We start from the raw sequence: 14644 nt of genomic DNA, 5'->3' as shown, positions 1-14644 counted from the left end.
TGGTGCGCTCAGCGTGCATCTAATAAAAGACTTAATTTATTGTTCTATATGTATTTTTATTTAACAATAAATACTTGTAACGCAAACTGTAACGCAACAATAAAAAGTACCTCGGATTGAGACTCGAACTTGCGCCACAGTTTCCGGAAAAGACTAAGCCCTCACTTAGAGGGCTTTTTTATCATGCTCGATCAAGACTTTTGAAATCTCTTTGGCAATCAGCCAGGCTTTAGATTCCACCAGCTTCGCTTCCGCATCATTGGAAATAAAACCGACTTCAAGAATTAACCCGCCATTGTCTACAAAGGCTAGTTTGCCACGTGCCGACTTGGACTGATCAATCCAGCCATTATCCCCGCGCAATTTAGAACCGGTCACATTCTGCACCGCTTTGGAAATCTTCTGGGCCAGTAGCTTATCTTTAGGCAGCGAAATCGTTTCAATACCTACGGCGCTCTTATTTGCTGCCGCATTCATGTGAACTTCCAGCGATACGCTTGAACCTTTAATCAATTTGACTGCAGATGATAAAGGATCGTTCTGGGTACCAATGCCATCAGTCTTGACCTGCACACCAGCTTCACGCAAATAGTAGGCCAATGCATTACGGATCGTCACCACAAATTCAGATTCTTTCATCCTGCCATTCACCGCACCTGGATCCGTATTGGAATGTCCAGCAGTGACAGTGACAAAGCCTAAAGGCTGCTGATGTAGTTCCGGCTGTTTCTTCAATCGGGCCAGCGTCATAGCAATAGCCACGATACCACCCACCCATGCAGCTGCATTATCTGGAATCATGTCTTTCAGTTGCTGTGGGATTAAGTTCCACAGATAGACAAGTTGCTCAGAAAACAAAATTAAGAGCGTAAAAAAGGCGCTTAAGATAGCTCCTAATTTCACAGTTAAAAGCTTATAACTTTCTTTCCAGTTGTCGATTAGTTTCATTGATCTTCTCTCAATCGCTTTAAAGTTAATTCGTGAATTTCTTGAGCACGCTTATTTTCTTGTCTGCGGTAGTACCAATTAACAATTAAGCCGGCAAAGGCCACAAAAAGCCCTGCCCATGGCAAAATATCAATTGATAGCATCCAAGCAAAAAAACCGCCCAAGCCCCCTATATAAGTAGTCTTGCTTGCAACATCACTAATGACTGTCGCTGTATCTGCTGTTAATTGCGCTCGCACAGATATGCGCCCCTATGTAAGACAATAAAAAAGCACCCGAAGGTGCTTTGTGCTTAAAGTTCTAACTTTCAGTGGTTGCTTGTGTAATTTGTGCTGAATAGTTCCATGATGTCGGCTTCCACACATCCCGCGCAGCAACACGCACATAATATGTTGTCGTTGATTGCAAACCGCCAATCGTGCAAGCATTTTCGGTACCTGTCCAACGTGCTGCCGTTGCATCAGGATCAAAGTTCGCATTGGTACTGATCCACACCTGGTAATCTTTCAGATCCGGCACTTCACTTGGAATCCAAGTCACTGTGATCGAATCTGCAGTGGCAGACGTGTACACGTTCAACAATTGTGGTGGCACTGGATTACTGATATTCAGCTCTGCAAAAGTGCTGACAATCGAACCGTTTTTACTTGCGACACGTACTGTATAAGCTCGTTGAATACCATCAATTTTTGCTTCATCCATACTGTATGAATAATCGGTATTCGTCGTTTCAACTGTACGAAGCAATAGACCATTTGACCAAATCTGAACAATATAACCTGTCGCGCCAGCTACACTTTGCCATTGAACTTTAAAGCTTGTGCCTTCAAATGCAGACTGCAGCGATAAACCTTTGACACCTGCAGGACGCCCCCCGTTGATGGTGTAACTGTATGCCGTCACTTCATCCAAGGTTTCTTCTTTTTGCTCAAGACCATTGAAGCTTGTGAACTTCAAATAAATCTGTTTTCCCACCATATTTGAGTTGAAGTCATATTCAAAAATGGCTCGGTCAATACGAACAAATGATTCACCTGCATTATGTGTACTTGCATCATCAAAACGGCCACGAAGCATGCCACTTAATGTATAACGCCCTGATCCATCCAAGGTTGCATCAATATAGTTGATATATTCATCACCGACTTTACACAGTGTTGCATCAACTTCAGCATCTTCAAGCGTACCACCAAAGATTTGGCTTGAAGTATTCAATTGCACTTGCATCGATGTGTCATCCGCATCAATGGCTGAAACTAAGGTACCGTAACGAGCAGAGCCATAAATGGTCCCGATCATTTCGTATGTTGTATTGTCCAAACTTGCCCAGACGTTACAGCCACCCCAATTAATACCACCAGATGCAGCTACCCAAATCTGATTTTTACCATCCGTCAATTCTAAAGGAGGCTCAAAAATTGCTGGTGCATTGACGTTGCCTGGTTCTTCATTGCCACCTTGGTACCCATTCGATGATTGCAGATCATACTCAACTGCTGAACGAGATCCGACTGCCAGCTCTTCAGCTGTAATCGAAAGCACACCTTCTTCATCTTCTTCAACTCGTGTGATTCGTACTGGAAACTGATTTAAACCCAAGGATTCATCTGTAATGGTCACAATATCCATCGGCTCAAGTCGGCAGTACTTCCAACCTAGTTCAAACTCATACTCATTTCGAACATAAAGTTTTCGCTGTAATAGCAATTGCACCGCATGACGTGCAATTTTCGGCTCACAAAAAAAGTCAAACTTAACTGGATCTTGTGTACGCAGACCAAACATTTCAATGTTGGCTTGGTCCTTGGCTTCAACTGTTTCCGTATTGTACTGGTTGAAGCGATTCACATACTCGATTTGACAATGATTATATGCGTCAGTATCACGGCTTCGTCGTACACGTACTGGCTGATCTTCACCTAAAAAATCATCATCAGTGAGGTGATATACCGGTTCAAGATTTGGCGTAAATGTCACGCCATTACCCGTCACTGCACTGTCACCGTATGAACGGATTTTTAATCCATCTGGACTTGGTACCACTGCACAATTTACCGCTTCCACAATTTCATTGATAATTTCAAATGCTTCACGTTGTTCTGTCAAAGCAGGACTGATCAACAAATTGGTGGCAGCACAATACGTCCGAAATTCAGATAAATCTGCCATATTCAAGCTAGGTGCTGCACCATAACGTGGATTCGTGATGAAATCTTCAATCACGTCAGCAGGATTGGCATCATGGATCGTTTCTGAAAAGGTAATATCGCTAATCACTTCAAAATTATGATTCGATAATGCCGCACTACCGCCCAAATCATAATTTGCACATGCCACATATCCAAGGAATGGATAATGCACCGCTTCATCGGGATGCTTTGATGCTAAATAACCCCAAACAGGATTGTGATCACCATCAAAGAGTTCAAATCCAACTTGATCTATTGGCTTGAGCTGCACACCGCCTTCAGTTTTGGTGACGATCTGTTCTTTATCACGCCAAATGATGCCAATATCTTTAATTTTGTTTTCACATAGACCCAACATCAAAGATGCTGAATACGTATATGTTGTATTTTTGGTCTTAGTTTTACCACCTTTACCACCAGATTTAGTGGTCGTTGTATGGGCAGTGGATTTAAAATCACCATACCAAAACATATTCGCTGCAACCCGATTTTTGCCATAAACAAGTGGCTGTGTCAGACCATACGCAGATTGCTGAATGCGCATCGAATTGATGCGTTTATCAGACGTACTGACAGTTGTGCTTCCAAATATTCCGCCCATTATTCTTTTAGCCTCTTCATACGAAAAAAGCCCGCAATTCTGCGAGCTAGACTTCCTTTTGTGCCATCTTGGAGTATTACTCCTTGATGAATATAGGAGTGAATAATCGTTGGCCATTCGACGACAATTGCACCATGACTGATGCACTTGCCAAAGTGGTATAAAACAATGTCACCAGGTTGTGGTTCATCGACTTCATCACACACAGATAAAACATGCTCTAAATACCGTTGTCCCATTTGGTGCATGTGCCAATCTGGTGGATATGGACGCGGATCTAAATGATCCATGAGTCCAACTTTTTCGTAGACTTCACAGATAAGCGTTCCACAATCGACACCCACACCTTTGACACGCCCCTGATGATGGTATGGTGTGCCGAGCCAAGTCATGGCTTCAGCAACGGCTTCGAGGTTTTTCATTAGAATGTCTCTCTGAAATGAACACACCAGTTATATAGCGGTTTCCCATCAACAATTGATGTATATGTGCTTGAGTCTCGCAATTGACCACGCGGGACATTTTCTGCAGAGCGGGGTGATATTTGACCCTGCATCGCGTAATCAACGCGGCCACTTGTTAAGCTTGCACTTGTTGTTAATATGACCTTGTTGCCTACAATTGATTTTGACGTTATCGATATTTCAGTATTTTCATTAAATATCTGAAATCCCCAGTTTGAGTTTTTCGCTGTCATATTCACAGTATCAGCTACAAGATTGCCAACACAGTTAAAAGTAATTTCAATTGTAGTAGCATCTTTTTTTACAACAGCTGTTGGCATTAGGGGTATATATTTTTTACCAACAACAATATTACTTAACGCCTTTGCAAAATACTCACCAAGTTTGTAATGTCCTTTCGGGTCGTAATGCAGATAATCACTAATAAACGAGCAATGATACCCCGCACTCACAAGATGAATGTTTGGATTATTTTTTGCAGCATTATATAAACCAAGCACACCGTTCACACTACTAAAGAACGAACTCGGTTGAGATACTAGTAATTGCACATCCGCACTTTGCCCTGTTCTTGTTTTAATATCGCTGTTTAACTGTGTGTAAAAAGCATCTAATTCAGCTTCATAATTTGGATTATTGTGATCGGCTTCACCGTGCACAAAAATTATTGCAGGCACATACGCTTTTAAGCCTTTTTTGTTTGCTACCCAAACGCCACGCTCAATACCAGTCATTAGGTTTGTATAAGGCACTGTACCGCTAACAAGATCAGTTAAATACGATGCACCCCGACCTGATGTAAAACACAAAATTTTGGAGTTAATACCCATTAATTCTGTTTGTCGTGCTAACGCTCTGCCTGTACCCTCAATCGCTGACGTTCCGCAGTTTGCGCTATCAATAATCGTTTTTAACGGTTGAAAATCCGTTAAAGTGCTGCCATTTACGACGTTCTCTAAATCTCTAATAAATCCTAAACGAACGTCTGTACCTGCAAACATAAACAACCTATCACCGTAGGGGTTGTCATACATAAACTGTTCAGGTACAGCGCCACCAACGCCAGCTCCACCAACACCGACGGAGTTTGATTGACCGTAACTTGGCAATATAATCAATAAATCATCTGCACTCGGTATGCGCTTAACTTCATTTGACAACCTTGAAACCGCTAAACTTGTTACACCACTGATACTACTTACATCTGCATGTGTAACTGCACTGTTAGCAACTTTATGCGCGGTTAGATATTTTTTAGGCGAAATGTCATCCAACAATTGCTCTCCGCTTGCTGACACTTCATACAGTTTGTCGCTATTCAAATATACAGACGATCCGGAATTAATTTGCAATGTTGTAGAGGGTATCAACCCTGAGATTTCTGAAAGAATTTCACTTTTAATTAAAGTTGACTCACTACTTCTTACGCCCTCAATTTCACCATCGAAGAATCCATTTACTGAATACGCTTGGCCAAAATTCACAACAAAAATAGGTAGTTGATACGATGCACCGACATAGGCATTTGGGTCTGTATTTACATCACTATAACGACCTACCTTGAAAAATGGTGATGGGTCTGTGATAGATGCAGAAACAGGAAGATTTCTTAGATCAATCCAAACAACCTGAAAATTTGTCGTTGGAATTGTAATTGAGTGCGCTGGAATCGCTAATCCATGGCGTCCTAAGATTGTATTGTTATAATTAAAAACAATAACATTATTCCAAGCTAAAAGTCGCAAATCTTTGTCATAACTAATTTTAGTCGTCGCTGTACCTTTTAGCCAAACAACTGGTAGTGAACTTTTAAATGAGCCTTGTATGTCGAGTAAATCTGCACCCACTTCAGCTAAAATTTCCGTTTTTAACATTTCGCTTTCTGTGCTTCTCACACCCTCAATTTCACCAACAAAAAAACCATTTAATGGACCAAAATCATTCGAGTTTCTATAAAAAATCGGAAGCTGATGTGGCGCACCTGTATAAGCATTTATGGGGTCAGAAATACTGTCTTGATATCGCCCAACTTTAACAATCGATACTGGATCAACTGTTCCGCTTTCAGGAATAGCCGATAAATCGATCCAGACAACATTATAAGTACTTGATGGAATTGTGATGGAGTGCGCAGGAAGCAAAAGCGCTGTTCTTTTAGATATAGAGCTACTATTAATATTAAGAAGCAGTGAACCCGACCATGATAATGTTCGTGTTGTGCTGTTGTATGACACTGCTACTGATGATGATGTTTTGAACCACGTTGCAGGATTAATACTTTTTAATGCTTCCAATTGTTCTTTGCTAACAACACCGCTAATGAGTTGACTCAACCCATTCTTAAACTGCGCTTCTGTCACATTTGGACCAGTTAATTGTTCAGGCGTAGGTAAAGGCATTTCTTTTCCCCATAAAAAAACCCAGCCAATGGCTGGGTATGGATTCATACAAATTTGGTTAAACTGCTGTTTCAGGTACTGGTATAAATGGCGCACCACGGAAACGAGAGAAATTATTAAAACGGTTTTGGCAAGTTTCTAAACGTTTATCACATCCTGGATAAACCTTGATTCGTTGCCCTACCTGCGGTGCTTCCAACAATGGTAAAGTCAATAACAAAGCGCCCGATTCATGCATGCGAATCGTCCGTTTTAGCCCTGCATTACCACCGTCCAAGAATTCAACGACACCTTGAGTAAACCATCCTTGAGGCTGATTCACCTGGCATAAAATCCGCGCTGAAGTACTGCCTGATTCAATAGTTGTCTGCACCATAAAGTTTTGACGCAATAGACCGCATGCCGTGTCAAATAGCGTGTTGGTACAACTTGGCTGATACAGATTTCGTGGCATTTGCACATTCAATTCATCCAGATCTGATGCAACACTGGCTTGAATTGAATTTCGATCTAAGTCAGGCTCAATGATTCGACCTTCAAACAACTTAATGGTGCCGGCACTGGTGTCCGTTGGTGTATTCATGTCCATAAATATGCGCTCTAACTTAAATCGAGCGCCATCTAATTGGCCATTGTGAAAGGCTTGAACTACGTTGATGCCGTTCCATTCATTGTCATCAATACAATTAATACTGATCGATAAATTATCAACCTCAATACCCAGTGACAGACTGATCCCTTCACGACTGATGATGGGACCACTCGAACTATATGTTTGACCTGCAACAGTCAAATCAAAGTCATAATTCGTATATCGGAATTCATCACCTTGAACAGTGGTGATCGTATACAGATCAGCCATCACAAACTGATCAGCATCAAGTAACGCAATTAGTTTTTCAGAAGCTGCTCTCATACTTTATTTCCTAATGAACCGATCATATCGACCTTGTTGGCTTTCCATAATTTGCTCATGAAATTGGTGTATTGCTGTTCATCATCGGCAAATCGGCAACGGTAGTAATACGTACCCTTTACTTCAAATTTAATGCCCTGTTCCAATGGTTTTGAAAGCGTGACCATGCCTGACTTGGTGACTTGAGCTGTTGTGTCATCCCAGAACAGATCATCGTCGTTATCACTCCAAAATTGCTGATTGTCGTTTTCATTCCAAAACGTTGGATCAACCTGAAAAGTTGTCTCATCCTTTGTATGAGCCAAAGGAATCACGGATGTATGCATCTGCTTATACAACTGGAAACTGGTCGTACTGCCATCCCCTATGTAAGAACATGAATAATCACTATCCTCAGGCATTTTGAAAAGAAAGGAATCAAAAGCACCACGGCGCTCTAAAAAGAAACTTTCGAGCTGCTGTAGTTCATTCCTTCCTTTTGATTCACGTAAAAAAGCAAATGACATTGATATTTCATATTTTGGAACGGCCTGGTAACTTGCTCGAAGTTCCCTGCCGTTCACTGAAGTCATAATTTTGGTATTAAAAATGGGAGTCTTTGATAACTCCCATTCAAGACCTGGCAATTCAGGAAATAATACGTCTGACACAAATAACCTCCTTAGGTACCGAAATTACGACGATGGCCTTTCAATCCACTCGCTAATTCACGACCATGCTTTTCAAAGAAACGTTTAACATCACGCGAATCAAAAGCTTGAACAGTGAAATGATTCGTTGTTTGCTGACTAGGAGCTTGAGGCGTGCTGAATCCGCCATCAGATGTCAATGACTTCCCTAACGCACGAATCGTATTAGCATGCTGTTTAGGCAAGACCATTTCCTCTTCGTGCAATTGAGTCATTGGATTTACGCCGGCAGGAATATCATAGCCTCCTCGAGCAGATGCTACTTTACCCACGATTGCAGATACACCGGCAAAAGCGGCAATACCTGCTGCCACACCCAATGCAGGACCAACGATAGGAATAGCTGATAAAGCTGCCCAGGCTGCGGCCATGGCTTCCCACGCAGACATCATGATTGATTTAATGGTACCCATCAGTTTGATGCCCAGACGCGTAAATACACCAGTAGCTGTTGCCGCTGTCTTCATACTCTCACCAGCCACGACAGCACCAGTTTGGGCAGTTTGACCTGCAACTTCAGCAGCGGTTTCAGTTTTGATGAATCCAAGCTTTACGGCCAATCGAGTCGCTAAGCTTGCAGCGTACTTTTTCATTGGCGCTGTGATCATGCTTTGAATAAATGCCCCAGCCAGTTCTGTGAAAATGGCATTCATGGCATTTTTCCAAGTTAGCGTGCCATTCATCATGGCCTGAATGCCTTTGTCCCATAGGCCGGACATACGTGATGTAAGATCCCCAAACTTATCTTCAAAGTCTTTCATTTGAGCATCTGAAAGAACTCCTACTTGCTTGGTATCGGAAACCTTTTGATCAGTATCCAAATCAGAAATATTGTTCATAATCTGATTCTGATTGCCTTGTTTCCCTGAGATACCAGACATTTGGTTTTCAAGTGCAAGTCGATCCTCAAGCCCTCTGCGTTTAATTTCACGCAATTTGTCTTCTAGCTCTTTTTCAAGCCGTGCTTTTTGAACATTTGAAATCTTTTTAGCATCAAATTCAGCCTGGATATTAGCTTTATCTATTTCATAGGAGCGCTGCGCAATGAGTAGATCATTTTCAATGAGCTGCTCTTTGAGTTTTTTAATATCCTCAAATTCCTTAACACGCAAAGCAATTGTTTTATCGCTTGCCTCTTTTTCAGCGACAATTCTAAATTTTACTTTCTCAGCATCTGTGACTTTTGATTTCTCGATATCAGACAAAGCTTTCTTAAGATCCAGAGCAATCTTTTCTTCCTCTGTCGCAAACTTGTATCGGATATCGGCAAGTGCTTTAGCTGCTTGCTCAGCAGCTCTTTCCTTTGCTTTTTCATCAGCATCAGATTTAGCTTTTGCCGAACTTCCTTTAGAGTCTTTGACCCCTGTGCCAATACCCTTATTTGGGTTAAATGTTGGTGATGGTACTGGTAATGAAGGTTGGTCAATAGGGGTTGGGTTTTTTAAAAATAAATTTTTAAACCTCTGCCCTCCAGCTTCTGCACTGTTAGCAATAGTAGATCCTGCTGTACCCCAGGCATTAGCCGCATTGTTAACACCAGTATTCCATCCTATTTTTAGATTATTTAGACGCAACTGCATTCGAGATGAATATTGATCCGTTAAATTACTGATTTCAGACAAACCATTCTGCCACGCCGCCTTTGCACCCGAGAAATCAAAACGCAAGACATTTTCAACAATAGAACCAAAGGTTTTAAACTTTGTACCAAGCAAGTCCAAACCTAATTGAATCGTATCCTTAAACCCATCAAAAGTATTCACAACTGCGTTAATCGCAATATTAATTGCTTGGCACACTGTAGCAACGACCGCGCGAATAGCAGCAAAAGCAATTTCAATACTAACTTTCAGACCAACTGCCACAGCTGCGAATCCATTCATCGCACCAGCGACTAGATCCATAAACCCTACTTGTTGAATCGCTCCATCACCAATATCAGCTGTTAAATCACTCCAAATCCCACTGATCGTACTAAATAGACTTTGAACAATATCGAGAAGGCTTTCGAATGTTGTGATTATCGCCGTGACTGCACTATCAATACCCTCTCTGGATCTTGATGCAAAACCAAGGAAATCATTTGCTAGATTTGTTAGTGCTGGTGCTGCTTGAGCAGCCAGTCTTGTGAATACGCCGTCTATAGTTTGCTGAATTGTACTTAACGCAGTATTGAATTCCTTAGTCTTCGCAATTGCATCCTGATCCATAATCAAGCCAAGCTCATGCGCTTGATTTGAATATTGTTTCAACTTCTCAGCGTTATTCTCAAGCAATGGTGCCAATAGTGTTGCATCATTAGCGATTGACTCCATATAGAAAGTCATCTCAGCTTGGGATACGTTTGCTTTCTCTAACGTTTGATAATACTTTTCGAGAATTTGCGGACCAGTAAGCCCCTGAAACTCTTTAGCGGTTACACCTACCTTTGGTGCAATTTTTTCGAAGAAATCAGCCATTTCTCCGCCACCAGTTTGCATGAAGTCACCAAACTTATCATTCACATCTTTCATGATGTCAGATAGTTTGTCCTGTTCAACCATGACTGATTTAGAGGCAAATGCCCACTCTTGAAACTCAGTTGTTGTTGCATTAGCTAAACGTGCTTGATTTTCAATTTGTTTTGCTGTTTCACCTACTTTTGCAACTATGTCTGGCAATGCCCCAATACCATCAGCAACACCTTTTGCAATCTCCTGACCGATACCAAGAAAAAAACCACCCCTGATTAGCGAAAAGCTATTGGTTAAAGATTTTGATATATTTTCTCCAGCATTACGCGCCTTCTCTTGAATGCCTTTAGCAAAGTTATCAAATTGAGACCGTACTCCTGAAAAATCAAAAGATAACTCTATGTTTTTTGTTGAAGTTTCAATCCGTTTAGCGCCATCACTAACGATCTTTTCAGCATCATCCATGCCTTTTTTAAGGTCGGAAGTCTTCGCACCAACGTGCACTTCCACTCGATTGTTGCTCATAATTCCTCTCTTACAGGCATAAAAAAACCGCCATTAAGGCGGTTCTTTAAAATCTATGGATTATCAGAATTTTTATCTTTAATTTTTCGTACCCAAGAATAAAACTGCATTATCTCGGCTACTTGTTTCAGTCACTGCATATAAAGTTTTGTCAGCTGAATCATAATAAGCCACACCCTTAACAGACTGTCCTGCCAGATAGCAAGGTGAATAACCAAAAACTAAATCAACATTGTAGTAAGGTGCATTTTCTTCAGCTGCTATTTTCCCTGAGAACGTACAGCCACTTTGTCCTTTACCTGAAATCACACCCGTATTTGAAATAGTTAAATTCGCATCTTCAATACCTTGTACAATCGCCGATTCTCCATAATAGGTGCCTGCAATTGTCGCTAGATTGGATGCTGTGTTGTTTAAATCCGTTTCATATACGGTATCGAATGTAACCTGATTTGAAGGCGAGTATGTAATTGTGCCTTTCAGGCTCTTCTTGGAATCAACTGTTCCACTAATTGATGTGCTGTAAACGGCAGCACCACCAAAATAAAAGTCTTTCCCGCTATTGGCTTTTATCGTATTACCAGAAACAGTGAAGTTTCCAGTCATGAATCCTGTAACACCAGCAGAATAAGGTGGTGAATATAAGAACCAGAATTTATTATTTTTATCCACCAATCCAACTACATTCTGTTCTTGATTGGTCTTTCCAGTATAAATACCTGTGACTTCAGCCTTTGATACTGGTGGGTTGTTACCATCATTATTGGAAGATGAAGAATCACCCCCACCACCTCCACCACAAGCAGCCAAAGTGAAAGCTAAAAAACTCAGCCCTAATACTTTTTTCATGGTTTTATCCAAGTTGTTATAAATTTCAAACAAACTTTAACCAACTCAAGTATATAAATCAATCAGGGCAGCCTTAGCCACCCTGAGGAAAGTTCTGCAGATCCGCAAACAGATCATCTTCATCATCGCTTTGCGTATCATCTGAACCGGTACTGTCATCAATCCCCATAAATGCTTCAAGGATCCGACACAGGCGCTGAATACCAACATGGCTGGGAGGACACTGCTTGTGATACGCATTCAATGCTTTGACTCTTGGGAAATCCAATTCATTACGCACATAGTCGTAATCCTTGCCCAATGTCAGCACCAAATGCGTGTACAGCTCCTCCCAGTCTATTCCCCCGAATCAGTGGCCTGCTCGTCTTCACCTGTATAAACCAAACCAGAAGCCCCCATGACCGTTTCAAATACGGCATTCACGTGACCAACGTCAAGCAGTTCATCAGCAACAAATTCACGTGTAATGTCAGGATAATTGCGCTTTAAAGAGCCATGCGCAACATCTACCACTAAAGCAAAGTCACTTGGATCAAAGGTTTTAAGCTTCGGCATCAGCTTTTCAGCAGTACCTAAGGACAACGGCGCAAAAATCCAAATCTGGCCATTAATTTTAAGCGGGTTACCACGTGGGTTTTCGACCTGGTTAAATTGCATCTGGTATTACTCCGATGTTGTCCATTTGAAGACACGGCCTAAATCATCGGCCATTGGCTGGAATTCAAACTCAGGTAGATCGTAATCATCCTGTTTTGAACTGAACGCAAGCTTATTGCTGACACAGCGGAAGAATTCCATACCAAAGAATTTACCTTTGTAGTCACGGAATAGATCAACACTGAATTCAGGTGTATAGCCCATATCCAAGTTGCTTACGACACCTGACTTGGCACCTGCCACCGTTGCTGTGTATTTAAAGCTGATAAATACCGTTTTACCTACATCAGCAGTTGCGAAGGTATAAACACCTGCTTCAGACACACTGTACTGACCTGCAACTGGTGCACTCGCTACACGCTTTAATGGAATCGCTTTTGCATCAGTCACGCCTAAATCTTTCACGAATGTACCGCTATTCGGAACGACAGGTGTTACTGAGGCTGCAACGACTTCACCATTGATGGTTTGTGCGACTGCAGTAATACCACCTTCAGTGACCACGCCACCAAAGAAAATGGAATTCAGCAATGCGCCGTTGATGCGACCCATGGTTGCTTTACACTTAATCGAACCTTTACCGCGTGCGGCATCCACGGCGAACTGACCACGGCCATAGAGTTCTTTTAAGTCATAGCTGATATCAACTGACGTTGACTGCAGTACGCCCACTTCAACTGGTGTGCCGTTGGTGATTGGATTACCGTGCACATCCTGTAATGGTGTGGCAAAGATTTTACCGGCACCAAATAAATATTGAGCCATATCGACCTCTTAAAAATGAGAAAACCGCCGTATTGGCGGTCATGGAATTTATGAATTGCTTTTTAGGTAGTGGTGAGGATCCGAATCGGAATAATGGCAATCCCTTGGTCATCGAGCATGTTTTCTACTGCTTCAAAAACTTCGATCGTGCCCTCGATCCAGCAATGCTCGACCAATCCCCCTAAGGTTTGGTATTCGCACATATCAGGATGATCAGGTGCAAGCCTGGCACGTACGTGATCAATCATCTGATTCAACTGTACCGACGGCGGTATCGTTGGATCTGATTCATGAATGTAAACGTACACTTCCGCTTCAAGTTCAACCTTGGCATCCAAACCCTTGATAGGCACTTCGGTTTGATTGCCTTGCGTCACGAATAAAGCTGGACGCTCTTCAGGTGCAACATGATTGAAATGCTTTAAACGGCGACTTGTGGTTTTAATCCCCTCGATGCCTGACAAGCGATTAAACAATGCCTGGTAAATGGCTTCACTATTCACTGCTTAATCCCCTTTCAATTGCAGCATCAATATTCTTCGGCACAATCTTCGCCACTTCATCCAATGAATCACGCATAAAACGGCGCTCTTTCATGTCGACTTTACGTGAATGGGCTTTGATCATGATTTGACGTGGTGTGATTGGCTGACCAAAGACTTTCTTGATCATCCGAAGATGCGCCTTAATGGCCATCACACCTTTTAAGCCAAATTCATGAGCAAAGGCGTATGGTACCAAAGCACCACCGGCACCGACTGTACCCTCGATCCAATCCTTATCCTCTTCCACCTTGGATGAAACGGAACCTCTTAAACGCCCAGACTGCACATTCAAACGCTGACCTGTCAGCATGTCTTCCTGAATAGTGCGCTGAAGTTTAAGTGTGAGTGCATTTACCGTGCGCCGTATTTCAGCACGTACACGTTCATTGACCTCGTTAAAATCAACATCAGCATCAACACGGTAATCACTCATACATCACCTACTTTGCAGCAGCAGTTTCCTTTTTAGGTTCTGCTTTGGTTTCAGGTACCGCACGTGTAAAACCATGTGGTGCCAAGATGTGTGCAATGTCGTTATCCGACTCGATCACACCGTCTTTAACCTTGTATGTGGTACCTGCAATTTCAAGCGAAGTCGCTTTAAAATTTTCAGGCGCTTTATACTTAAATGACATGCCTTGCTC

The 14644-nt window shown here is 42.0% G+C and carries 15 protein-coding genes; all 15 read right to left on the bottom strand.

Going from position 1 to position 14644, the window contains the following annotated elements; genetic code table 11:
- Positions 1–165 precede the first annotated feature (165 nt).
- Complete coding sequence (locus GW12_RS00485) at positions 166–948, bottom strand: N-acetylmuramoyl-L-alanine amidase (RefSeq protein WP_034581992.1); 783 nt, start codon at positions 946–948, stop codon at positions 166–168.
- Entirely contained in the window at positions 945–1187 is a 243-nt protein-coding gene (locus tag GW12_RS00480) for a holin (protein WP_227504108.1), read from the bottom strand. Before GW12_RS00480 ends, GW12_RS00485 begins: the two co-directional genes overlap by 4 nt.
- Before the next feature lie 61 nt (positions 1188–1248).
- Positions 1249–3738: a phage tail protein gene (locus tag GW12_RS00475; protein WP_034581980.1), complete on the bottom strand. Its 2490-nt coding sequence runs from the start codon at positions 3736–3738 to the stop codon at positions 1249–1251.
- A complete protein-coding gene (locus tag GW12_RS00470) occupies positions 3738–4160 on the bottom strand; it encodes an NlpC/P60 family protein (RefSeq protein WP_034581976.1) in 423 nt (140 codons plus the stop codon). The genes GW12_RS00475 and GW12_RS00470 overlap by 1 nt, the downstream gene beginning before the upstream one ends.
- Entirely contained in the window at positions 4160–6649 is a 2490-nt protein-coding gene (locus tag GW12_RS00465) for a sialate O-acetylesterase (RefSeq protein ID WP_034581974.1), read from the bottom strand. Before GW12_RS00465 ends, GW12_RS00470 begins: the two co-directional genes overlap by 1 nt.
- 10 nt (positions 6650–6659) lie before the next feature.
- The gene (locus tag GW12_RS00460) at positions 6660–7517 is read right to left on the bottom strand and encodes a DUF2163 domain-containing protein (protein WP_034581972.1); all 858 of its coding nucleotides are present in this window, start codon (positions 7515–7517) and stop codon (positions 6660–6662) included.
- Positions 7514–8167, bottom strand: a complete 654-nt coding sequence (locus GW12_RS00455; protein WP_034581969.1) for a DUF2460 domain-containing protein — start codon at positions 8165–8167, stop codon at positions 7514–7516. The genes GW12_RS00460 and GW12_RS00455 overlap by 4 nt, the downstream gene beginning before the upstream one ends.
- Positions 8168–8178: 11 nt before the next feature.
- On the bottom strand, positions 8179–11184 hold the full coding sequence (locus GW12_RS00450; RefSeq protein ID WP_034581967.1) for a hypothetical protein: 3006 nt from the start codon (positions 11182–11184) through the stop codon (positions 8179–8181).
- 78 nt (positions 11185–11262) lie between these two features.
- The gene (locus GW12_RS00445) at positions 11263–12033 is read right to left on the bottom strand and encodes a hypothetical protein (protein WP_034581965.1); all 771 of its coding nucleotides are present in this window, start codon (positions 12031–12033) and stop codon (positions 11263–11265) included.
- Between the two features lie 73 nt (positions 12034–12106).
- Complete coding sequence (locus GW12_RS00440; protein WP_034582007.1) at positions 12107–12343, bottom strand: hypothetical protein; 237 nt, start codon at positions 12341–12343, stop codon at positions 12107–12109.
- 26 nt (positions 12344–12369) lie between these two features.
- Complete coding sequence (locus GW12_RS00435; protein ID WP_034581963.1) at positions 12370–12690, bottom strand: hypothetical protein; 321 nt, start codon at positions 12688–12690, stop codon at positions 12370–12372.
- Between the two features lie 6 nt (positions 12691–12696).
- Positions 12697–13455 carry a hypothetical protein gene (locus GW12_RS00430; RefSeq protein WP_034581961.1) on the bottom strand — a complete coding sequence of 253 codons (759 nt, stop codon included), beginning with the start codon at positions 13453–13455 and terminating at the stop codon, positions 12697–12699.
- 62 nt (positions 13456–13517) lie between these two features.
- On the bottom strand, positions 13518–13958 hold the full coding sequence (locus GW12_RS00425) for a hypothetical protein (protein WP_034581958.1): 441 nt from the start codon (positions 13956–13958) through the stop codon (positions 13518–13520).
- Positions 13951–14433 (bottom strand): hypothetical protein, encoded by a 483-nt coding sequence (locus GW12_RS00420; RefSeq protein WP_034581955.1) that lies wholly within the window; start codon positions 14431–14433, stop codon positions 13951–13953. Before GW12_RS00420 ends, GW12_RS00425 begins: the two co-directional genes overlap by 8 nt.
- A gap of 7 nt (positions 14434–14440) precedes the next feature.
- Positions 14441–14635 carry a hypothetical protein gene (locus GW12_RS00415; RefSeq protein WP_034581952.1) on the bottom strand — a complete coding sequence of 65 codons (195 nt, stop codon included), beginning with the start codon at positions 14633–14635 and terminating at the stop codon, positions 14441–14443.
- Positions 14636–14644: the final 9 nt, after the last annotated feature.

This window comes from Acinetobacter sp. HR7 (assembly GCF_000773685.1).
GTDB classification, from domain to species: domain Bacteria; phylum Pseudomonadota; class Gammaproteobacteria; order Pseudomonadales; family Moraxellaceae; genus Acinetobacter; species Acinetobacter thermotolerans.
This window is presented reverse-complemented; position numbering and strand designations above follow the sequence as displayed.